Below are 23,320 nucleotides of genomic sequence, written 5' to 3' on the forward strand. Positions count from 1 at the left end.
ATTTGCAAATTTTTCACAAAATCCTACCGCTTGTTAAGCTAGTTTTGTAATAGCCCAATCTAACCCCGAATAAAAATCGTCAGTGAGATAAGGTTTGAGTTTTTGTAGATTTTCAACAATGACAGCTTTATCTGGGTGGCAAAGGTTAATATGTCCCAATTTTCTGCCTGCTCGAACTTCTTTTCCATACCAATGCAGTTGGCTGAACGGAATGTCTAACCATTCATTATGATGTTCGATCCCAATAAGGTTCACCATCACACTCGGAGCGATCGGCTTAAGCTCAGGGGTTGGTAAATCAAGTAATGCTCGCAAATGCAATTCAAATTGACTGATTGAACAGCCTAATTGTGTCCAATGTCCGCTGTTGTGTACTCGCGGTGCGAGCTCATTGATCAGCAGTTTTTCGCCTACTACAAAACATTCCATTGCCATTACACCAACATAATTGAGTTCGTGCATAATCGCAGAAAGCATTTGTTCTGCTTGCTGTTGGAATATTTGTTGATGGGGTAGCGTTACATCCATTACACTGTAACGTAAAATGCCGTTTTGTTGTAAATTGTGGGTCACAGGGTAGAAGCGAGTTTCGCCATTACGGAACCTTGCGCCCACTAAGGAAACTTCGCCGTCAAAGGGAATAAATTTTTCTGCAATCACTTCACCAAATAAGTCGGGGGTAATTTGCTCGAGATTTTCTTGAGTGACAATCCACTGCCCACGCCCGTCATAGCCCCCTGTACGACGTTTCACTACCACTTTTTCACCAATGTTTTCAAAGACTTGTTGCCATTGTTCTGGCGAACTTAATAACTGCCAAGGCGATGTAGAGAGATTAAGCTGATCGAGTAGTGATTTTTGGGTAAAACGGTCGGCAAGTTGTCCGAAAACGGAAAGATTGACAAAATTTTTATGGTTGCTTAATAAATTTGTTAAAGGAGTTTCTGCCCAACGCTCAATTTCAGCGGTAATTAAACTGTTTTCGGCGAGATCGAATACTGGATCGTCAAAGGCTAACGGCTGGACTTCAACATCCAACGGCATACCCGCATAACGTAACATTCTGCCAAGTTGCCCGTTACCAAGAACATAAATAGGAGGGTAGAGTGTGCTTTTTTGCATAGTTACCTCGTAGGTCGGGCATTTATGCCCGACAATAATTACCAAATATAAGAAGTCGGGCATAAATGCCCGACCTACATTAAAAATACTCTGATAATGGTTTATCTAATGTTTGATTGAGCAAAACCATTAACTTAATGCGCGCTTTCTGTCCACTTAATCCTTGGGTGAAAATAACCCCTTGTTGTTTCAGTTGCTTACCGCCACCGAGATAATCATACACATCTTGTGTAATGCCATTAAAGGCGCGAGACACCAAGACTACAGGGATATTTGCTTTTAATAACGCAGAAACACCGTCTAAACAAGAGGGTGGCAAGTTACCGGCGCCTAAGGCTTCAATTACTACACCATCACAGCGACTTTGAGCCAGTTGTTCTAGTAAGAAGCTATCCATGCCGACATAGGCTTTTATCAGCTGAATGTTTGATTTTTCCAAACGATCAATCGGAAAGCGTTCGTAAGCGGTCAGATGTTGGAAATAAATTGCACGGTTTTTGGTAACCAAACCACAAGGTCCAAAGGTGGGCGTTTGGAAGGTTGCTACGTTAGTAGTATGGGTTTTGGTCACAAATTTGGCATTATGAATTTCATCATTCATCACCACCAAAACACCTTTGTTTTGGCTTTCATCACTTAATGCCACCAAAATAGCACTTTGTAGGTTAATTAAACCGTCAGAGCCTAATTCATTGCTAGAACGCATTGCCCCGGTGATGGCAACGGGAACATTCACTTTTAACGCTAAATCAAGGAAATAAGCGGTTTCTTCTAAGGTGTCCGTACCGTGTGTAATCACAATGCCATCATAACCTTCGGCTAACACAGCCTGTTCGATCCGATCTTTTAACAACTGCCAATGTGCCAACGTAATATGGGGAGAAGGAACGTGTAAAATCGCTTCTTGATAAAGTTGAGCTGGGTGATTGAGTTTCGCTAACGCCGTTAAAAGTGGGTTTTGAGCTGAAGGCGATACTTTGCCGTCTTCGCCTTCGCTCATTGAAATGGTTCCACCTGTGTGGAGAATTAATAATTTTTTACTCATCTAAATTCGTGGGTCTGGATTATCTAACACAGATTGTGTCTGTGCATTACGGAAAGAACGCAATTTTAGTGCAATTTCAGGGTTAAATGCACCTAAAATTTGAGCCGCTAATAATCCTGCATTTGCCGCCCCAGCTGGACCGATAGCAAGAGTGCCGACAGGAATGCCTTTTGGCATTTGAACGATAGAGTAAAGGCTATCGACGCCACTTAACATTGAACTTTTTACCGGTACGCCTAACACGGGAACAATCGTTTTTGCTGCAATCATACCAGGTAAATGTGCCGCACCGCCTGCCCCTGCGATAATTACTTTGTAGCCTTTTTGTTCCGCCGTTTCGGCAAATTCAAACAGTTTATCTGGGGTACGGTGAGCGGAAACCACTTCAACGTGATAAGGAATGTTAAATTGATCGAGAATTTGGGTTGCTTCAGACATGGTTGCCCAGTCGCTTTTTGAACCCATTACAATGGCGATTTCAGTTTGTGTCGTCATAATTGAACCTTTTCTTAAACCAAGATACTAACGAACATGGACTTTACCACAAAACGCAAACGTTTGCTTTAAAAATCAAACGTTTTATATTTAACAGGGTAAAAATGGACAAAAAGGGTGGTTTTTGTTATCTTGCTACCAAATTTATCTACAAATTTTCAACATTTTTTGAGAAATTTTTAAAAACTGTTGAAAATCAATAAGATAGACTACGAAGATAAATTCGGTAGTAAGCTATTTCTATGGCTTACTTTCTGCTTTTTTGATTTAAAACAAGAAAGTTTACTGAATTTATGGTTAAAGTTTCAACGGTTGGCAAAATTTTAACAATTTTGCAATGTTTTATTCATCAGATAAAAAAAGGAAAAGACTATGTCAGAAATGTTAGCACATGACGTAGATCCATTCGAAACGCAAGAATGGTTAGACTCGGTAAACTCTTTAGTTAAAGAAGAAGGTACTGAGCGTGCGCAATTTATTATTCAACAAGTAATGCAACATGCTCGCACTCAGGGTGTAGGGCTTCCATCAGGCGTAACAACCGACTATGTAAACACAATTCCTGTGTCTGAACAGCCTGTGTACCCAGGAAATCAAGAAATTGAACGTCGTATTCGTTCAGCCGTTCGCTGGAATGCGATTGCAATGGTATTACGTAGCCAGAAGAAAGATTTGGATCTCGGCGGTCATATTTCAACTTTCCAATCTTCTGCAACTATGTATGAAGTGTGCTTTAACCACTTCTTCAAAGCAGCAACAGATAAAGACGGTGGCGACTTAGTCTTCTCTCAAGGTCACGCAGCTCCAGGTATTTACGCACGTTCTTTCTTAGAAGGCCGTTTAACCGCAGAACAATTAGATAATTTCCGTCAAGAAGCTTTTGCAGATGGTTTATCTTCTTATCCACACCCGAAATTAATGCCTGAATACTGGCAGTTCTCTACGGTATCTATGGGTTTAGGTCCAGTGAATGCCATTTATCAAGCACGTTTCTTAAAATATTTACACAATCGTGGTATTAAAGATACCTCAGGTCAAACCGTTTATGCTTTCTTAGGTGACGGTGAGATGGACGAGATCGAGTCTAAAGGTGCATTAACCGTTGCAGGCCGTGAAAAATTAGATAACTTAATTTTCGTGGTAAGCTGTAACCTTCAACGTTTAGATGGTCCAGTAAATGGTAACGGTAAAATCGTTCAAGAATTAGAAGGTTTATTCACAGGTGCTGGCTGGGAAGTTATCAAAGTATTATGGGCAAGCAACTGGGATAAATTATTTGCTAAAGATACTTCAGGCAAATTAGCACAATTAATGATGGAAGTGGTTGATGGTGACTACTTAACCTTCAAATCAAAAGATGGTGCTTATGTGCGTGAACACTTCTTCGGTCGTTTCCCCGAAACTGCAGCCTTAGTTGCAGATATGACAGATGATGAAATCTGGCACTTACGTCGTGGTGCACACGATTCTGAGAAAATGTTTGCTGCCTTTGAACGTGCAAAACGCTCAAATAAACCAGTGGTTATCTTAGCTCACCAAGTAAAAGGCTATAAAATCCCTGAAGCAGAAAGTAAAAACACTGCTCACCAATCGAAAAAAATGTCACTAGAAAGCTTAAAAGGCTTCCGTGACTACTTCCACTTACCATTAACGGACGAACAAGTAGAAAACTTAGAATATGTGACTTTCCCGGAAGGTTCAGAAGAGTACAACTACTTACACGGTCGTCGTAAAGAGTTAAACGGTTATTTACCAGCGCGTAAACCGAAATTTACCGTAGAGTATAAAGTGCCTGCATTAGAAGAGTTCCAAGCATTATTAGATGCACAACCACGTGGCATTTCAACCACAATGGCATTCTCTCGTGTATTAAATATCTTATTAAAAGATAAAAATATCGGTCAAACTATCGTGCCAATCATTGCGGACGAAGCCCGTACTTTTGGTATGGAAGGTCTATTCCGTCAAATCGGTATTTACAACCCACACGGTCAAAACTATGTGCCGTCAGATCGTGATTTAGTGGCTTACTACCGTGAAGCAACAGATGGTCAAGTATTACAAGAAGGTATCAACGAGTTAGGTGCCACAGCGTCTTGGGTTGCAGCAGCGACTTCATACTCTGTAAACAACCAACCGATGATCCCATTCTTTATCTACTACTCAATGTTCGGTTTCCAACGTGTTGGCGATATGATGTGGTTAGCAGGTGATCAATTAGCACGTGGCTTTATGATCGGTGGTACATCAGGCCGTACAACCTTAAACGGCGAAGGTTTACAACACGAAGATGGTCACAGCCATATTCAAGCAGGTGTTATCCCGAACTGTATCACTTACGATCCAGCATTTGCCTTTGAAGTCGCTGTTATCGTTCAAGACGGTATTAACCGTATGTACGGTGAAAAACAAGAAGATGTGTTCTACTACATCACCACATTAAACGAAATCTACGATCAACCAGCAATGCCAGCAGGTGCAGAAGAAGGTATCCGTAAAGGTTTATACAAATTTGAAACAGTGGAAGGCAAAGGTAAAGGTCACGTTCAATTATTAGGTTCAGGTGCAATCTTACGCCACGTTCGTGAAGCAGCACAAATCCTTGCAAATGATTATGGTGTTACTGCAGATGTCTTCTCAGCACCATCATTCAATGAATTAGCACGTGAAGGTAACGATGCGGCACGTTGGAACTTCTTACACCCAACGGAAACACCTCGTGTTCCTTATGTCGCACAGGTATTAAAAGATTTACCAACCGTTGCATCAACTGACTATATGAAAGTTTATGCAGATCAAATCCGTGCATTCGTACCAAGCAAACACTATCAAGTGTTAGGTACAGACGGTTTCGGTCGTTCAGACAGCCGTGCAAACTTACGTGAACACTTCGAAGTTGATGAGCGTTATGTTGTTGTTGCAGCATTAAGCCAATTAGCGAAAGAAGGCACAGTAAGTACACAAGTCGTTGCAGATGCGATTGCGAAATTCGGCTTAAATGTAGATCGTATTAATCCGTTGTATGCTTAATGCAAGCGGTAAGATTTTCATAAAATTTTACAAAATCTGGTGGGGATAAACCCCACCCCTACAAAATTTAAAACGTAATTTGTAGGGACAGGGCTTATCCCTGTTCGTTTACAAGAAGGATTACAAAAATGTCAAAACAAATTCAAGTTCCAGATATCGGTGGTGATGAAGTTACCGTAACCGAAGTGATGGTCAAAGTGGGCGATACTATTGCTGTTGACCAATCTATTATCAACGTAGAGGGCGATAAAGCCTCTATGGAAGTTCCGGCACCAGAAGCGGGTGTGGTTAAAGAAGTTTTAGTGAAAGTGGGCGATAAAGTTACCACAGGTTCACCAATGTTAGTCTTAGAAGCGGCAGGTTCAGCACCAGCACCACAAGCGGTCGCAGAAGCTGCACCAGCTCCAGCGGCAGCACCGACAGCAAGTGCGGTTGTTGATGTGAATGTACCAGATATCGGTGGCGATGAAGTAAACGTGACTGAAATTATGGTGAAAGTGGGCGATACCGTTGCTGTTGATCAATCTATCATCAACGTAGAAGGCGACAAAGCCTCTATGGAAGTGCCTGCACCGGTCGCAGGCGTGGTTAAAGAGATTTTAATCAATGTTGGCGATAAAGTTTCAACAGGCAAATTAGTCATGCGTTTTGAAGTTGCAGGTGCAGCACCAGCAGCGACTCCTGCACCTGTTGCAGCTGAAGCTGCTCCACAAGCGGGTGGTTCAGCAATTAAAGACGTGAATGTACCAGATATCGGTGGCGATGAAGTAAACGTGACTGAAATTATGGTAAAAGTAGGCGATACCGTTGCTGTTGATCAATCTATCATCAACGTAGAAGGCGACAAAGCCTCTATGGAAGTGCCAGCACCAATCGCAGGCGTGGTGAAAGAGATTTTAGTAAAAGTGGGCGATAAAGTTTCAACTGGCTCATTGATTATGAAATTTGAAGTTGCAGGTGCAGCTCCAGCGGCAACATCTGCTCCAGCACCACAAGCAGCGGCAGCACCTGCACCGGTTGCAGCAGCGCCAGCACAGTCAGGTAATGTATCTGGTTTAAGTCAAGAACAAGTAGTTGCAAGTGCGGTATATGCACACGCAACACCGGTAATTCGTCGTTTAGCGCGTGAGTTTGGCGTAAACTTAGATCGTATTAAAGGTACAGGTCGCAAAGGTCGTATCGTTAAAGAAGATATTCAAGCTTACGTGAAAACTGCAGTTCAAGTCTTTGAAGATGTGAAAGCAGGTAAAGCACCAGCAGCAGGCAATGGCGTAGCGAACGGTGCAGGTTTAGGCTTATTACCGTGGCCGAAAGTCGATTTCAGCAAATTTGGTGAAATCGAAGAAGTGGAATTAAGCCGTATCAATAAGATCTCAGGTGCGAACTTACATCGTAACTGGGTGATGATTCCACACGTTACACACTTTGATCGTACGGATATTACCGATTTAGAGAACTTCCGTAAAGAACAAAACAAACTGGCTGAAAAACAAAAATTAGATGTGAAAATCACACCTGTGGTATTCATTATGAAAGCGGTAGCGAAAGCGTTAGAAGCCTTCCCTCGCTTCAACAGCTCAATTTCTGAAGACGGTCAAAAACTTACCCTTAAGAAATACATTAACATCGGTGTCGCGGTAGATACACCAAACGGCTTAGTTGTTCCTGTATTTAAAAATGTGAACAAGAAAGGCATTGTTGAACTTTCTCGTGAATTAATGGAAGTATCTAAGAAAGCCCGTGACGGTAAATTGACTGCTGCAGATATGCAAGGTGGTTGTTTCACCATTTCTAGCTTAGGCGGTATCGGTACAACCCACTTCACGCCAATCGTGAACGCACCTGAAGTGGCGATTTTAGGCGTATCGAAATCAGAAATGATGCCACAATGGAACGGTAAAGAGTTTGAGCCACGCTTAATGCTTCCGTTATCATTATCTTTCGACCACCGTGTGATTGACGGTGCGGATGGTGCTCGTTTCTTAAGCTACATCAATGGTGTACTTGCGGATATCCGTCGTTTAGTAATGTAATTGGCATACAAGCGGTGAGATTTGTAAAAAAATTTGCAAATCCTACCGCTTGTTCTTAATTCTGTGATCTTAGTCGCATCGGAAATAGGCAAAAAACGCTAAAATAGCAAAATTAACAAGTCTATAACAAATGCGAACCCAGAGGTAAACATGAGCAAAGAAATTAAAACCCAGGTCGTAGTACTTGGTGCAGGCCCAGCAGGCTACTCCGCAGCATTCCGTTGCGCAGACTTAGGCTTAGAAACAGTCTTAGTTGAACGTTATTCAACCCTTGGCGGTGTGTGTTTAAATGTAGGTTGTATTCCATCTAAAGCATTACTTCATGTAGCAAAAGTATTAGAAGAAGCAAAACACGCAGAGCATAATGGTATTACATTTGGTGAACCTACGATTGATTTAGACAAAGTCCGTGCAGGTAAGGAAGCTGTTGTCGCAAAATTAACGGGTGGTTTAGCAGGTATGGCAAAAGCACGTAAAGTGACTGTTGTTGAAGGTCAAGCGACTTTTGCTGATCCAAACACATTAGTTGCACGTGACCGTGATGGTAATCCAACCACCATTAAATTTGACAATGCCATTATTGCAGCCGGTTCTCGCCCTATTCAACTTCCATTTATTCCACATGACGACCCACGTATTTGGGATTCAACGGATGCGCTTAAATTAAAAGAAATCCCGAAAAAATTACTCATTATGGGCGGTGGTATCATCGGTTTAGAAATGGGTACTGTGTATGATGCATTGGGCTCAGAAGTGGAAGTGGTTGAAATGTTCGACCAAGTGATTCCAGCAGCGGATAAAGACGTTGTAGCAATATTCACCAAACGTATTGAGAAGAAATTCAAATTAATGCTTGAAACCAAAGTGACTGCAGTTGAAGCAAAAGACGATGGTATTTATGTTTCAATGGAAGGCAAAGCGTGCAACGACACCAAACGTTATGATGCCGTATTAGTGGCAATCGGTCGTGTGCCGAACGGTAAACTATTAGATGCGGGCAAAGCTGGCGTGAATGTTGATGATCGAGGCTTTATTGCGGTGGATAAACAAATGCGTACCAACGTGCCACACATCTTCGCTATCGGCGACATCGTGGGTCAGCCAATGTTAGCACACAAAGGTGTTCATGAAGGTCACGTTGCAGCAGAAGTAATTGCAGGACAAAAACACTACTTCGATCCAAAAGTGATCCCATCTATCGCTTATACTGAGCCGGAAGTGGCTTGGGTAGGTAAAACCGAGAAAGAGTGTAAGCAAGAAGGCTTAAATTACGAAGTGGCGAAGTTCCCTTGGGCTGCGTCAGGTCGTGCGATTGCCTCTGAATGTGCAGACGGTATGACGAAATTAATCTTCGATAAAGATACGCATCGTTTACTCGGTGGTGCGATTGTCGGAACTAACGGTGGTGAATTGTTAGGTGAAATCGGTTTAGCGATTGAAATGGGCTGTGATGCAGAAGATATCGCATTAACTATCCACGCTCACCCAACCTTACACGAGTCTGTGGGTCTTGCAGCAGAAGTATTTGAAGGTTCTATCACAGACCTTCCAAATCCAAAAGCGAAGAAAAAATAATTTTTCTGAATAAGAAAAGTTGTTCATTTGATTATCTGCACCTTTAAAAGTGGTTAAACCACTCATCAAGGTGCAGATTTTTTATTACTAACAAGCAGTTAACAATTATCTAGGTAGATTTTCTTTTTAAATTCATTTCTTTTATTTGCATAAAGGCAAACTTATCTATTAATATCCAATCTAGGCTTTAAGCTAATCATCATAAAAATATCGACATATTTCACTCTCTTCATCTATTACAGGAAAAATATGCGCAACACACAATTAGTTCAATGGTTTAGACAATCAACACCTTACGTCAACTTACATAATAATAAAACATTTGTGATTATGTTAGACGGCGAAGTATTAGAAAGTCAGAATTTTATTAACATTATCAATGACATCAGCTTATTACATAGTTTAAATATTAAGCTGGTGATAGTTTTTGGAGCAAGGCCTCAAATTAATCAGCTCCTTGAGCATAATCAGTTGCCCTCGACTTATTACAATAATATTCGTATTACAAACGCCCAATCCCTTGATATTGTTAAACAAGCGGTGGGAAAAGTTCACTACGATCTCTTTGCTCGCTTATCATTACGTTCACCAAATGCGCCTGTGATTAATATTGTTAGTGGCAATATGATTTTAGCGCAGCCGTTAGGCGTGATTGATGGTGTAGATTATGCTCTTAGCGGTAAAGTACGCCGTGTCAATATTGAGAGTATTAAACAGCAATTAGAGCGACATTCTATTGTGTTATTAGGGCCAGTCGCGCCATCGGTCACAGGTGAAATGTTCAATTTGCCCTTTGAAGAAATTGCAACACAAGTGGCAATCAAGCTCAAAGCCGATAAATTGATTGGGTTCTGTGATGAACAAGGTGTAATTGATGAGCAGGGGCAAGTGTTAGCCGATTTATCTCCTGAAGAAGCCAAACGCCATTTAGTTAATCTTATAGATAAAGGGCAGTATCACTCTGCTAAAGCTCGCTTTTTACAAGCTGCGATTGATGTCTGTCGAGCAGGGGTAAAACGAGCCCATTTAATCAGCTATCAAGAAGATGGCTCACTCCTGCAAGAGTTATTCTCTCGTGATGGTATTGGTACTCAGCTTTCTATGGAGAATTCGGAGGATATTCGCATTGCAACCGTGCAGGATATTCCTGGATTGCTTGAATTAATTCACCCATTAGAGCAACAGGGTATTTTGGTTAAACGTTCACGTGAACAAATTGAGATGGAAATCGATCACTATACTATTATCGAACGAGATGGTGTTGTGATTGCCTGTGCGGCTCTCAATCCTTATTTGGATGAAAAAATGGCAGAAATGGCGTGTGTTGCTGTACATCCTGATTATCGAGATTCTTCACGTGGCGATGTGCTATTGGTCGAAATTCAAAAACGCGCAAGGAAAATGGGGATAGAAAAATTATTCATCCTTACCACTCGAACAACACAATGGTTCCAAGAACGTGGCTTTGAATTAGCAGAAGTAGAAGACTTACCCAAATACAAACGAGAAAATTATAATTATCAACGTAAATCTAAAGTGCTTATACAGAAACTTTGATGATAAACAAGCGGTTAGTTTTGGATAAAAATTTGCAAACGATAAAAGTAAAACAGCTGGATTAACCAGCTGTTTTATTGTGATTAAAGCACTTTTACAATCGCTTCACACAATGCCTTGATATTATCTTCGGTAATACCTGCCACATTAATACGACCAGAACGTACCGCATAAATCGCAAATTCATCGCGTAAACGATCTACTTGCTCCGGACTTAAGCCGCTGAATGAGAACATCCCGTTTTGTGCAATGATAAAATCGAAATTTTGGGTGGCGCCTTTCTCTTTTAACAATGCCACAAATTTTGCACGCATCTCTTTGATACGATTACGCATTTCAGCCAGTTCTTCAATCCAGTTAGCTTTTAATTGTGGATCAGCTAATACTGTCGCAACGGCACTTGCTCCGTGTGAAGATGGGTTAGAGTAGAGCACACGAATAATCGATTTCACTTGGCTAAAGGCATTGTTTGCTACTTCTGCGTTATCTGCAACTAAGGTAAATGCCCCAACACGCTCGTTGTATAAACCAAAGTTTTTAGAGTAAGAGCTTGCCACTAACACTTCACGATGATTTTTCACGAAGGTGCGTAAGCCAAAGGCATCTTCTTCTAAGCCGTTTGCAAAGCCTTGATAAGCAAAGTCAAATAATGGTAACCAGCCTTTTTCCGCAGACATATTCGCTAAGGTTTGCCACTGTTCTGGGGTTGGGTCGATACCAGTCGGGTTATGGCAGCAGCCGTGGAAAAGCACGACATCGCCTTTACCTGCTTGGCTTAAATCTGCAATAAGATTATCCCAGTCTAATGCTTTGGTTTCTTTGTTGTAGTAACGATATTCTTTGATATTGATACCCACTGCGTTGAAAATTGCGTTGTGGTTTGGCCAAGTTGGGGTTGAAATCCAGACGTTTTGTGTATTGGTTTGGCGTTTAACAAATTCTGCCGCAATGCGTAACGCACCAGTACCGCCAAGGCTTTGTGCTGTTTTTGCACGACCTGATGTAATCACTTCAGCACCTTCACCAAAGAGTAACACTTGGGTTTGCGCATTGAAATCAGCAATACCGTCAATCGTTAAGTAATTTTTGGTATTTTCTTTAGCCAGTAAACGCGTTTCTGCTTCTTTTACCGCTTTAACGATAGGCGTTTGTCCTTTCGCATCTTTATAAACCCCGATCCCTAAGTTGATTTTCTCTGGGCGTGTTTCTGCTTTAAATGCTTCGCCTAAACCTAAAATTGGATCCGCTGGTGCTGCTTGAATGTGGTTAAACATTGACATAGTTTTCCTCTTAAGTGTGTTTGCAAATAGGTGGATTTATACGAGGATTTATACCTTTTGGCAAGTAGCAAGCGGGCATTTCTAACAAATAATTTGTAAATATTGTGTTATAGGTAATTTGCTCAACAGGTTAAACCTTTCAATATAGAAATTTTCTTGATTTTATGCTTTAATACGCCCAATTTTCTCAACACAATTAAGGTGTAACAATGAGCTGGATTGAAAAAATTTTAGGAAAAACTTCCTCGTCATCATCAAGCGGTAAATCAAAAATTCCAGAAGGCGTTTGGACAAAATGTACAAGTTGTGAGCAGGTTCTTTATAGTGAAGAACTTAAACGCAATATGCAAGTTTGCCCGAAATGCGATCATCATATGCGTATTGATGCCCGTACACGTTTATTATCCCTTTTAGACCAAGATACTGCGGAAGAATTAGCGGCAGAACTTGAACCACAAGATGTGTTGAAGTTTAAAGATCTGAAAAAATATAAAGATCGCTTAAGTGCTGCTCAAAAACAAACAGGTGAAAAAGACTCTTTCATTGTGATGTATGGCAAACTGTATGATATGCCTGTAGTGGTTGCTTCCTTTAACTTTGAGTTTATGGGCGGCTCAATGGGGTCTGTTGTTGGAGCGAAATTTGTTCGAGCGGCAGAAAAAGCATTAAGCGAAAATATTCCGTTTATCTGTTTCTCTGCTTCAGGCGGTGCACGTATGCAAGAAGCGTTATTCTCATTGATGCAAATGGCAAAAACCAGTGCGGTATTAGCAAAAATGAAAGAAAAAGGCGTGCCGTTTATCTCTGTGTTAACTGACCCAACCTTAGGCGGTGTATCGGCAAGTTTGGCGATGTTGGGCGATATTAATATTGCTGAACCTAAAGCCTTGATCGGTTTTGCAGGTCCACGTGTTATTGAGCAAACTGTCCGTGAGAAATTGCCTGAAGGCTTCCAACGCAGTGAGTTCTTAATGGAGAAAGGGGCGATTGATATGATCGTACATCGCAAAGAGATGCGTGATACCCTTGCTCGTTTACTTGCGAAAATTACCCATCAGCCAACCCCATTTAAAACGGGTGAGTTAGTTGAAGAAGTCGTAGAAGACGCTATAGAAGAAAAAGAAGCATAATGAACACATTAGTTTCACCAAAAGCCACGGATTCATTGGAAACGTGGCTTTCCTATTTAGAAAAAAGCCATTTCAAACCGATTGATATGGGCTTGGAACGTATCCGAGAAGTAGCGAAAGGGTTAGATTTACTCAAGCCAGCCCCTTATGTGATTACTGTTGCGGGTACAAACGGCAAAGGTTCAACCTGCAAGTTGCTGGAAACGGCGTTATTAAAAGCAGGATTAAAAGTTGGGGTTTATTCATCACCACACTTAATTCACTATAACGAACGTGTGCGTATTCAAGGACAAGCGGTCGGAAATGCCGATTTAATTGCAACCTTTGATTATATTGAACAGCATAAATCAGCGTCTTTAACCTATTTTGAGTTTGGCACTTTAGCGGCGTTAGATCTGTTCCGTAAGGCCAAGGTGGATGTCGCCATTTTGGAAGTGGGATTAGGCGGGCGTTTAGATGCCACTAACATTGTCGATCCTGATTTTGCGGTTATTACGTCGATTGACATTGACCACATTGAGTTTTTAGGCGATAACCGTGAAGCGATAGGTCGTGAGAAAGCAGGCATTTTCCGTCCAAATATTCCCGTCGTTATCGGCGAGCCTGATTGCCCACAGAGCATTTTGGATTATGCAAAAGAGTTGCAATGTCACGTTTTTAGACGCGATATAGATTGGACATTTTCAGCAGAATCTGACCGCTTGTGGTGGCAATCGAAAGCCAAATCTTTAACTGTTCCGCTCCCTAAAATTCCACAGCCAAACTGTGCTACGGCTTTAGCGGTTTTAACCCAGTTACCTTTTGAGTTAAGTGATGAAATCCTTGCTGAAGCAGTCTCAGAAGCACAGATGACAGGGCGTTTTCAATTATTAAGTGAACAAGATTTTGCAGCATTTTCACAAAATAGACCGCTTGCACAGGTGATTATTGACGTTGGGCATAACCCACACGCAGCTCGTTATTTGGCTGATCGCCTTGCAGAATGGGTTCAACCTGACCGCAAAATATATGCCGTATTTAGTGCCTTAGTCGATAAAGATTTATCAGGTATCGTTGAGCCTTTGGAGCATTTAATTGACGAATGGCATTGTGCAGGGCTACAGGGTTATCGAGGGCAGAGTGGTACAGAAGTAAAAAATAAACTACTTACTGCCTTACCCAATGTCAAAGTAATCGCTTATGAAAATGTGGTTGAAGCAAGTCAATTTCTCTTTGAAAAGGCTACCGCTCAAGATCTGATTTTAGTCTTTGGATCTTTCCATACTGTTGCAGATTTTGTGGTGTGGATTGAGAAATAGTATTTGTGTAAAATACGCACAAAGTGTAGGAAAATAATGATTTCCTACACTCATTTTTGGCGTTTAAATAATCGATATTCGGAAGATAACTTATTGTTTTTATTGATTTATAAATTCAGAGGATATAGTATAATGAACAGAACAGAACAGAACAGAACGCTGAAAGTTTAGCCACTCAACAAGCCTTTCTTAACAAACTCGATGCCGACCTTTGGAAAGCCGCCGATAAACTTCGCCAACAGCTTGACGCTGCCAACTACAAACACATTGTTCTCGGTTTAATCTTCTTAAAATACGTTTCCGACAGTTTCTCAGCACAACAAGAGATTATCAAACAACGTTACACCGATCCCACTTCCGATTTTTATCTCGATCCGACCGCTTACAGTGAAAGCGAACTTGCCGATGTTCTTAATGCTGAACTGGAAGAACGGGACAACTACGCCCAAGACAACGTATTCTGGGTGCCGCAACAAGCCCGTTGGGACGAAATCAAAGTCGTTGCAGGGGCAAACATTGGCGACAAAATCTGGGGCGAAAAAACCTTTAAAGGCATTGCCAACCTGATTGATGATGCCTTTGATGCCATCGAACAAGACAACCCAAAACTCAAAAACGTTATTCAACGCATTAGCCCTTATAAAGTCGATGAAAGCATTTTATTGGGCTTAATCGATCTCTTTTCTGATACCAACTTTACCCGTCCAACCCTAGACGGTAAGCCGATTTCCTTGGCGGCGAAAGATATTCTCGGCCACGTTTATGAGTATTTTCTTGGACAATTCGCCCTTGCCGAAGGCAAAAAGGGCGGTCAATATTTCACGCCAAAATCCATTGTTACCCTGATTATCGAAATGCTCGAACCCTACAAAGGACGCATTTACGACCCTGCAATGGGTTCGGGCGGTTTTTTTGTGCAAACGGAACGCTTTATCCGTGAACACCAAGGAAACGTCAGCGAAGTGAGTATTTTCGGGCAAGAGTTCAACCCAACCACTTGGAAACTTGCCGCAATGAATATGGCAATCCGTGGCATTGAATTTGATTTCGGCAAAGGCAACGCCGACACCTTCAGCAATCCGCAACACCGTGATAAAAAAATGGATTTCGTGATGGCAAACCCACCCTTTAATATGAAAGACTGGTGGAACGAAAGCCTTGCCCAAGACCCACGCTGGCAATACGGCATACCGCCAGAAGGCAACGCCAACTTTGCGTGGCTACAACATATGATTTACCACCTTTCGCCAAACGGACGAATGGCGTTGTTGCTTGCCAACGGCTCAATGTCGAGCAACACCAACAACGAAGGCGAAATCCGCAAAAATATCCTTAAAGCCGACCTTGTGGAAGCGATGATTGCCCTGCCAAGCCAGCTCTTTACCAACACCCAAATCCCAGCCTGTATCTGGATTTTGAACAAAAACAAAGCACGCAAAGGCGAAGTGCTGTTTATTGACGCACGCCAACTTGGCTATATGAAAGACCGAGTCTTACGCGACTTCACCGCAGACGACATCGCCAAAGTCGCCGACACCTACCACCACTGGCAAAAATCCGCCGACTACCAAAATATCCCTGCATTCTGCTACACCGCCACCCTAGACGAAATCGCCCAAAACGACTTCGTACTCACCCCAGGGCGTTATGTCGGTGCCGCCGAACAAGAAGATGACGGCATACCTTTTGCAGAAAAAATGCAAGAACTGACCGCTCTTTTACAGCAACAATTTAAGCAAAGTGCAGAGTTGGAAGCCAAGATTAAAGCGAATTTGGGAGGGTTGGGGTATGAAAATTAAAGATATTGTAAAAATTAAGGGAGGAAAAAGATTACCCAAAGGAGAAAATTTACAAACAATTCCTAATCAACATCCTTATATTCGTGTTAGGGATATGAAAGGAAAATTTATTTCTTTAGACGATCTTGAGTATGTTCCAGACAATGTTTTTCCGCAAATAAGAAATTATGTTGTAAATGAAAATGATGTGATCATCTCTATAGTTGGAACGATAGGGCTAGTAAGTATTATAGATAAGAAACTAGACAATGCTTCTCAAACCGAAAATTGTGCCAAATTATCAGGTTTGGATTATATAGATGCACAATATTTATATTATTACTTGGCTTCTGATTTTGGGCAGGAAGAAATTAGAAAAGCTACTGTTGGTGCGGTTCAACCTAAATTACCACTTTATGGAATTGAAAATATAGAGATTGATTGGAAAACAAGAAATGAAAGAATAAGTATTGTTTCTATTCTTGAAAGTTTAGACAAAAAAATCCAACTCAACACCCAAATCAACCAAACCCTAGAACAAATTGCCCAAACGATTTTTAAAAGCTGGTTTATTGATTTTGACCCCGTTCACACCAAAGCCGAAGCACTTGCCAACGGACAAACCTTGGAGCAAGCCACCCAAGCGGCAATGGCAGTGATTAGTGGTAAAAACACGCAAGAATTACACCGCTTGCAGACGGCAAACCCTGAACAATACCAACAACTATGGGAAATTGCAGAGGCGTTTCCGAGTGGGGTTGATGAGGAGGGATTGCCGTGGGGGTGGGAAGAACGATATTTAAAAGATGTTTGTAATATTGTTTATGGAAAAGGCTTACCTAAGAATAAATTAACAGAAAAAGGATTTTATGTTTTTGGTGCTAATGGCGTTATAGGTTTCTACGATAGTTACACTTATGAAAAGCCTCAAGTGTTGATAGGTTGTCGAGGAACTGTCGGTCAAGTAACATTAAGTTATCCATATTCTTTTGTTACAAATAACTCTTTAGTTATTGAATATGAAAACAGTTGTGTAAGTATGTATTATTTGGAGAAATATTTAAGCAATATTAATTTGAAGGAAATTTCATCAGGATCTGTTCAGCCTCAAATTACAATTCAGAATATGAGTAAAGTGAAAATATTAATCCCTAATATTGAAATACTAAATTTCTATTCTGAGAAAGTAAAAGAAATATATGATAAACGGCTACATCATTTTTATGAAAATCAATCTTTATCTAAAGTAAGAGATTTATTATTGCCGAAGTTGTTGAGTGGGGAGAAAAAATATGTCTGTGAATAAAGTATTAGAAAAATTACTGCTAAATGCAAAACAATCTATTCAACTAGGTGTGGAAGATTATCAGTTATCTATTGATGATGATAAAAGAAAAATATCTGCGATTAGAAATTTCTTAGCGGGTTTACTTTTATTGTACAAATATAAGCTGGTTCACTATGCAAGAGAAAATGAAGACCCTTATATGTATATAAGAATTGGAAATGATAGAACAGTACCACCTAATAAAACAATAAATGTCAAAGGTATTAAGGGAAATCTAATAGCATTAAATATCTATATAGATGCACAGAAATTAGATAACTTGGTTTCTAATAGAAATAAAATAGAGCATTTCACGATGCTCAATGATATTGATATTTCATTGTTGGTTTTTCAATCTTTTCATCTTTTTTCTGAATTTTATGATAATTATATTTATCCAGATAACAACCTTGATTTAAAAGATTTTATTGACAGTGATATTTATGAAGTTCTTCTAGAAAATGAAAGTGTAGTGTTATCTCGATTAAAAAAATTTAAAGAAAGAATAGAAAATATAGATTTTCCTAATAATACTATCTTGGATATGTTAAAAGATAGTAATGAGGATCGTATAAAGTGTCCTTATTGTTTTTCATTAATGGTAAAAGATATAAAAAGGGAGTACGAAAGTTTAGAACTTGAATGTGAACATTGTGAGAAGACTTTTGATATTTATGATCTATTAGGTGTAACTCATAAAGCTATTCTTGATGGAGATGATCCCAGAAGCGAATGCCCAGAGTGTTATGCTTTTGATGTGGTTGGTGGAGTATGCCTAGCTTGTGGATATGAGTTAGATCCTGATAGAGATTATGAAAGTGAAGCAAGAATGATTTATTTATTTAATAAAAATGATTGACTTTAAATTGAGGCTTTATAGTGAATAACAAGCGGTAACATTCCCACAAGATTTTGCAACCCCGACAGCGACCTTGTCGCAATCGGTTAAGCATAATTGGGGGGCGTTGTTACCCAATGTAATCCAGTGGCGGAGCCACTGAACTATACGTAACCCCGTACGCTTGCGTGCGGGGGAATTGGGGGCGAAAGATGTTTTGCCCCGACAGGATAGACAAACAAAAAAGGAAAAAACAATGCTCATCAACGAAAACACCATTGAACAAGCCTGTTTGCAACATTTGCAGGAATTGGGCTGGGATTATACGCACGGTTCGACCATCAATGCTGATGGGGAAAATCCTTGGCGGTTGCGGACGGACGAGGTGGTGTTTCGGGCGGTGTTGCGTGAGGCGGTGGAGCGGTTAAATCCGCAGTTGCCGTCTGCAACGGTGGACGAAGTGGTGGCGTTGGTGTGCAAAACGGATATTACGGATTTAACGGAACGCAATCAGCAAGCCTATCGCTATTTGCGTGAGGGCGTTCGGGTGGAGTATCGGGAAAATGATGAGCAAAAAGTGGAGTTTGCCCGTTTGATTGATTTTCAACAGCCGAGCCTGAACCGTTTTGATGTGGTGAACCAGCTAACGATTGCAGGGCGAAAAGGTAATCGCCGTCCTGATGTGATTTGTTATATCAATGGTTTGCCTGTGGTGGTGTTGGAGTTGAAAAATCCTTTGAAAGAGAATGCGGATTTGCCACAGGCGTTTAATCAGTTGCAGACTTATAAGCAGGAAATCGGCGATTTGTTTGTGTATAACCAAGCGCTTGTGATTAGCGATGGTATTCTGGCAAAAGTCGGTTCGCTGACGGCGGATTTGGAGCGGTTTACTCCTTGGCGTGTGGTGGACGAGAAGAACAAGCAACGTATTTCCTTTGAACACGAGTTGGAAGGCTTGGTGCGTGGTTTGCTTAACCCAGTGAGTTTGTTGGATTATATCCAGAATTTTATTGTGTTTGAGCAGACATCAAGCGGTCGTTTGGTGAAGAAAATTGCCGCTTATCATCAATTCTACGGCGTGAATGAAGCGGTGGATTGTACGCTGTGGGCGGCAAGCGAGCAGGGCAATGGCAAAATCGGGGTAATGTGGCATACACAGGGTTCGGGCAAGTCGTTGTCGATGTTGTTTTATGCCGGCAAATTGTTGTCGCAAGCGGAGTTACGCAACCCGACTATTGTGGTGGTTACCGACCGCAATGATTTAGACGGTCAGCTTTATGCCACTTTTTCAGGCGGTCAGGCGTTAATTCGTCAGCAACCTGTGCAAGCAGACGGCAGGGAGGCGTTGCGTGAAGAACTTGCCAAGCGAGAAACAGGCGGTGTGATTTTTACCACTATTCAGAAATTCGGTCTGCAAGAGGGCGAGCAGGCACACCCTGTGCTAAACGAGCGACACAATATTATTGTGATTAGTGATGAGGCTCACCGTTCACAATACGGTTTTAGCCAAAGTATGAAACTCAATGAAGCAAACCGCACGGGGACATATCGGGTGGGCTATGCGAAGCATTTGCGTGATGCTCTGCCGAATGCATCTTTTATTGGTTTTACCGGTACGCCGATTAGCCTTGAAGATAAAGATACCCAAGCGGTATTTGGTCAATATGTGTCGATTTATGATTTTGATGATGCGGTGAAAGATGGGGCAACGGTGCCGTTATCTTATGAACCGCGTCAAATTAAGATTGATGCGAGTAGTGACTTTGAAAATGCGGTGAAAGAAGCACAAGACTTATTTGTTGAAGACGAAAACTCCTACCGTTTCCGCTTGCGTGAGACGCTGATGGGGACAGACGAGCGTTTGCAACGACTTGCTGAAGATTTTGTGCAACATTTTGAGCAACGTGATGCTTTAGTAGAAAGTAAGGCAATGTTGGTGACGATGAGTCGTAAAATTTGTGTGAAATTGTATGAAAAAATCACCGCACTTCGACCGCAGTGGCATAGTGATGATGTGAATGAAGGGGCGATTAAAATTGTGATGACGGGGTCGGCAGACGATTCTGATGAAATTCAAAGGCATATTTATTCTGCGCAAGATAAAAAACTGCTGGAACGCCGTTTTAAAGATCCTGATGATCCGCTGAAAATTGTGATTGTGCGTGATATGTGGCTAACGGGTTTTGATGCCCCTTGTTGTAATACCATTTATATCGATAAACCAATGCGTGGACATAATTTAATGCAGGCGATCGCGCGCGTAAACCGTGTGTTCCGCAACAAAAGCCGTGAAAATGGTGGTTTGATTGTGGATTATGTAGGTATTGTGGAAGAACTGAAAGAAGCGAAATTGGAATATTCGCGCGCAAACGGTAAAGGCGACATTATCGTGGATATTGCGAAAGTAAAAGCCAAGATGTTGGAGTATTTCGACATTATTCGTGGACTATTTGCGACACCTGTAAAAGGCGAAAGTTTTAAACTGTATGATGCCTTGCAATTAGAAGATGAAACGGCGTTGTTCCATCAAATTATGTTGGGTGGCAACCATATTATGGCATTAGATCATCAAGAAAATAAACCCCAAAATAACCCCAAAAATGACCGCACTTTGTCAGAAAACTCTCGTCGCAAAGTCTTTTTAAATGCAGTTCGCAGTGCGAAAAAGGGGTATTGTTTGTGTGGGACTTTACCTGGTGTCAAAGCATATGAGAAAGAGCTTGCCTTTTATGATGCGGTGCGTGCAATTATTGCGAAACGTTCGCCAGGCGATAAAAACAATATGGCAGATCGTCAGTTAAAATTGGTGACGCTTATCAATCGGGCTGTGCAGGCAGATGGTGCAGTGAATTTGCTGGATATGTTACATCGCGACCAACCTAATATCAGTTTATTATCTGAAGAATTTTTAGATAAAGTTGGGAAAAGTAAAACAAAACATCTGTGGTTGCTTGCGGTAGAGCGTTATCTTCGTTCTGAAATCCAGAATAAAGGCGGGGTGAATATTGCGGTGCAAAAGGATTTCGAGCAACGTTTAGCGGAAGCGATGCGTAAATATAATAATCATACTATTAGTATTTTAGACGTGCTTGATGAATTGATTAAGATGGCAAAAGATTTTGCGGAGCGTTTACAACGCGGTGAGAAGTTAGGTTTATCACCTGCGGAAATCGCCTTTTACGATGCCCTTGCTCGCAATGAAAGTGCGGTGCGAGAATTGGGCGATGATGCCTTGAAAAACTTGGCAAAAGCGATTACTGATAAATTACGCAAATCCGCCACCATTGACTGGCAATACAAAGAAGCCGTGCGAGCAAAAATGCGAAACTTGGTGCGTGTTACGTTGAGATTATTCAAATATCCGCCAGATAAATGCGATGAAGCAATCCAATTTGTGTTGGAACAAGCGGAAGTGATTGCAGATGAATTGACGGGTTAATTGGTAAAATATTGCTTAGATCTCACCGCTTGTAAAAATAGCACGATAATCTCGTGCTATTTTCTTAGAACTCAATAGTTCCTTTCAATAATGTCCCTTCATAAATGCCTAACTTAATCGCAATAGATGGAATAATTGTACTATCCCAATCATATTGGCTTGTGACGAGATCGATGTTTAAGTCACTTAGCAGTAAGTTTTGTTTTAGCTTCGCTTGAATTTGCTCAAATAAAGGCTGTTTAATGCGAAGTAGCGGTGAGTTGAGCATAATTTTTTCTGTTGAGAAAATATTGACCAAATTCATGAGCATATAGGCTAAGTTATCGGTGATATGTTCAAGAATTGGGTGGGCTTTATCATTTTTTTGCTCAACTTGCTCGCAGAACCAAGCGATTTTATCTTGTGTCGTGGTCAATGTATTGGGTAAATAGCGATCTATCAGTGAAATAAGCGCAGGGAATGTCACTTGGTTTGCTAATTGATAGCGTTCCACATCATTTAATCCTTCTGCAATTTCATCACTTAACGCACTAAATTTCGGCATAATCATTTTATCTACGCTCATTCTTTTATGTTCATCTTGATGGAGTAGAGCGCCTTTAAGCAATACGCTAAGATTCACCGTATCATCTAATTGTAAAAAAATCACATTGTCGTTGCTAATTAGGCTCCCTAAAGCAGATTCTGCTAAAAACCAAAGTTGGAAATGTTCATTGAGTAAAATCGGCTGAGAAAAGCGTGTGGCTAATCGATCTACAATCGGGCAATGGATAAGGTGCTGTCCTAATTGCGTAATGATGCGTCGAGTTGCATCTATTTTTCCGACAACACTGACAGAAATAGCGAATAAATTCTTCTGTTCAATATCAATTTGCGTAGCAAAATGTTGTAAACTAGAGAGAATATAGTCATCTAAATTTGAGTATTCTTCTTGAGTAATAGGATAATCACATAATTGAATCAGTTTTCCGCTTAAATCACATAAGGTCACAGACAATTTATTTGTCGCAATCGTTAGACAGAGATAATGCCAATAAAAAGGGGATACGGCGAGTCCCACGGCGGGTCTGCCACGAGAAGGTAGATTTTGCGATGTTCTTTCTAAGATAAATTTATTATCAATTAATGTCTTGGTTAAGACGGTCATGGATGCGGGAGCAAAGCCAGATAGTTTTGCAAGATCTGTGCGTGAAATGAGTTCAAATTGCTCAATTAAGCGGTAAACTGTTCCTAAATGCTGATATTTATAATCATAAGATGTGGTTTTCATAGCCTAATTCCTTAGTCTCTTTTTACTCCATAAGATAATTTATTTATTTTGCAATCTTTACATAAAATAGCAAATGCTTTCATTCAATTATGAGAATGAGCTC

14 protein-coding genes and 1 pseudogene are annotated in these 23,320 nt (G+C 41.0%); 10 read left to right on the forward strand and 5 right to left on the reverse strand.

Features of this window, described 5'->3' with window-relative positions:
• Positions 1-33: 33 nt before the first annotated feature.
• The 3 genes from purK to purE all read right to left on the reverse strand — a co-directional run bounded on the left by purK (position 34) and on the right by purE (position 2,662).
• On the reverse strand, positions 34-1,122 hold the full coding sequence (gene purK, locus EXH44_RS00110) for a 5-(carboxyamino)imidazole ribonucleotide synthase (RefSeq protein WP_162857497.1): 1,089 nt from the start codon (positions 1,120-1,122) through the stop codon (positions 34-36).
• Between the two features lie 79 nt (positions 1,123-1,201).
• The gene (locus EXH44_RS00115) at positions 1,202-2,167 is read right to left on the reverse strand and encodes an asparaginase (protein ID WP_162855766.1); all 966 of its coding nucleotides are present in this window, start codon (positions 2,165-2,167) and stop codon (positions 1,202-1,204) included.
• Positions 2,168-2,662: a 5-(carboxyamino)imidazole ribonucleotide mutase gene (gene purE / locus EXH44_RS00120; protein WP_162855767.1), complete on the reverse strand. Its 495-nt coding sequence runs from the start codon at positions 2,660-2,662 to the stop codon at positions 2,168-2,170.
• A gap of 372 nt (positions 2,663-3,034) precedes the next feature.
• On the opposite strand from purE, the gene aceE reads away from it, so the two are divergent.
• From aceE to argA, 4 genes are all read left to right on the forward strand, one after another.
• The gene (aceE, locus tag EXH44_RS00125) at positions 3,035-5,692 is read left to right on the forward strand and encodes a pyruvate dehydrogenase (acetyl-transferring), homodimeric type (protein ID WP_162855768.1); all 2,658 of its coding nucleotides are present in this window, start codon (positions 3,035-3,037) and stop codon (positions 5,690-5,692) included.
• Between the two features lie 128 nt (positions 5,693-5,820).
• On the forward strand, positions 5,821-7,725 hold the full coding sequence (gene aceF / locus EXH44_RS00130) for a pyruvate dehydrogenase complex dihydrolipoyllysine-residue acetyltransferase (protein ID WP_162855769.1): 1,905 nt from the start codon (positions 5,821-5,823) through the stop codon (positions 7,723-7,725).
• A gap of 150 nt (positions 7,726-7,875) precedes the next feature.
• A complete protein-coding gene (gene lpdA, locus EXH44_RS00135; RefSeq protein ID WP_162855770.1) occupies positions 7,876-9,300 on the forward strand; it encodes a dihydrolipoyl dehydrogenase in 1,425 nt (474 codons plus the stop codon).
• A 249-nt stretch (positions 9,301-9,549) separates the two neighbouring features.
• On the forward strand, positions 9,550-10,857 hold the full coding sequence (gene argA / locus EXH44_RS00140; protein ID WP_162855771.1) for an amino-acid N-acetyltransferase: 1,308 nt from the start codon (positions 9,550-9,552) through the stop codon (positions 10,855-10,857).
• Positions 10,858-10,940: 83 nt separating this feature from the next.
• Here the strand turns inward: argA and EXH44_RS00145 are convergent, their stop codons facing one another.
• On the reverse strand, positions 10,941-12,131 hold the full coding sequence (locus EXH44_RS00145; RefSeq protein WP_208717173.1) for an amino acid aminotransferase: 1,191 nt from the start codon (positions 12,129-12,131) through the stop codon (positions 10,941-10,943).
• A 215-nt stretch (positions 12,132-12,346) separates the two neighbouring features.
• On the opposite strand from EXH44_RS00145, the gene accD reads away from it, so the two are divergent.
• The 6 genes and pseudogenes from accD (at position 12,347) to EXH44_RS00175 (ending at position 21,947) form a co-directional block, all read left to right on the forward strand.
• The gene (gene accD / locus EXH44_RS00150; RefSeq protein WP_162855773.1) at positions 12,347-13,267 is read left to right on the forward strand and encodes an acetyl-CoA carboxylase, carboxyltransferase subunit beta; all 921 of its coding nucleotides are present in this window, start codon (positions 12,347-12,349) and stop codon (positions 13,265-13,267) included.
• Entirely contained in the window at positions 13,267-14,565 is a 1,299-nt protein-coding gene (folC, locus tag EXH44_RS00155) for a bifunctional tetrahydrofolate synthase/dihydrofolate synthase (protein WP_162855774.1), read from the forward strand. The genes accD and folC overlap by 1 nt, the downstream gene beginning before the upstream one ends.
• Before the next feature lie 170 nt (positions 14,566-14,735).
• Positions 14,736-16,364, forward strand: a pseudogene (locus tag EXH44_RS00160) (class I SAM-dependent DNA methyltransferase); the annotation flags it as partial.
• Entirely contained in the window at positions 16,354-17,649 is a 1,296-nt protein-coding gene (locus EXH44_RS00165) for a restriction endonuclease subunit S (protein ID WP_162855775.1), read from the forward strand. The pseudogene EXH44_RS00160 and the gene EXH44_RS00165, both read left to right, overlap by 11 nt.
• A complete protein-coding gene (locus EXH44_RS00170; RefSeq protein ID WP_162855776.1) occupies positions 17,636-18,529 on the forward strand; it encodes a hypothetical protein in 894 nt (297 codons plus the stop codon). Before EXH44_RS00165 ends, EXH44_RS00170 begins: the two co-directional genes overlap by 14 nt.
• 235 nt (positions 18,530-18,764) lie before the next feature.
• A complete protein-coding gene (locus EXH44_RS00175; RefSeq protein ID WP_162855777.1) occupies positions 18,765-21,947 on the forward strand; it encodes a type I restriction endonuclease subunit R in 3,183 nt (1,060 codons plus the stop codon).
• Positions 21,948-22,011: 64 nt separating this feature from the next.
• Here the strand turns inward: EXH44_RS00175 and EXH44_RS00180 are convergent, their stop codons facing one another.
• Complete coding sequence (locus tag EXH44_RS00180) at positions 22,012-23,217, reverse strand: ROK family protein (RefSeq protein WP_162855778.1); 1,206 nt, start codon at positions 23,215-23,217, stop codon at positions 22,012-22,014.
• Positions 23,218-23,320: the final 103 nt, after the last annotated feature.

The organism is Actinobacillus indolicus (assembly GCF_004519515.1).
Taxonomy (GTDB): Bacteria; Pseudomonadota; Gammaproteobacteria; order Enterobacterales; family Pasteurellaceae; genus Glaesserella; species Glaesserella indolica_A.

Excerpts from the sequence above, each read along its gene's own strand:
- purK (WP_162857497.1), bottom strand. The coding sequence starts at position 1,122 with ATGCAAAAAAGCACACTCTACCCTCCTATTTATGTTCTTGGTAACGGG.
- EXH44_RS00115 (WP_162855766.1), bottom strand. The coding sequence starts at position 2,167 with ATGAGTAAAAAATTATTAATTCTCCACACAGGTGGAACCATTTCAATG.
- purE (WP_162855767.1), bottom strand. The coding sequence starts at position 2,662 with ATGACGACACAAACTGAAATCGCCATTGTAATGGGTTCAAAAAGCGAC.
- aceE (WP_162855768.1), top strand. The coding sequence starts at position 3,035 with ATGTCAGAAATGTTAGCACATGACGTAGATCCATTCGAAACGCAAGAA.
- aceF (WP_162855769.1), top strand. The coding sequence starts at position 5,821 with ATGTCAAAACAAATTCAAGTTCCAGATATCGGTGGTGATGAAGTTACC.
- lpdA (WP_162855770.1), top strand. The coding sequence starts at position 7,876 with ATGAGCAAAGAAATTAAAACCCAGGTCGTAGTACTTGGTGCAGGCCCA.
- argA (WP_162855771.1), top strand. The coding sequence starts at position 9,550 with ATGCGCAACACACAATTAGTTCAATGGTTTAGACAATCAACACCTTAC.
- EXH44_RS00145 (WP_208717173.1), bottom strand. The coding sequence starts at position 12,131 with ATGTTTAACCACATTCAAGCAGCACCAGCGGATCCAATTTTAGGTTTA.
- accD (WP_162855773.1), top strand. The coding sequence starts at position 12,347 with ATGAGCTGGATTGAAAAAATTTTAGGAAAAACTTCCTCGTCATCATCA.
- folC (WP_162855774.1), top strand. The coding sequence starts at position 13,267 with ATGAACACATTAGTTTCACCAAAAGCCACGGATTCATTGGAAACGTGG.
- EXH44_RS00165 (WP_162855775.1), top strand. The coding sequence starts at position 16,354 with ATGAAAATTAAAGATATTGTAAAAATTAAGGGAGGAAAAAGATTACCC.
- EXH44_RS00170 (WP_162855776.1), top strand. The coding sequence starts at position 17,636 with ATGTCTGTGAATAAAGTATTAGAAAAATTACTGCTAAATGCAAAACAA.
- EXH44_RS00175 (WP_162855777.1), top strand. The coding sequence starts at position 18,765 with ATGCTCATCAACGAAAACACCATTGAACAAGCCTGTTTGCAACATTTG.
- EXH44_RS00180 (WP_162855778.1), bottom strand. The coding sequence starts at position 23,217 with ATGAAAACCACATCTTATGATTATAAATATCAGCATTTAGGAACAGTT.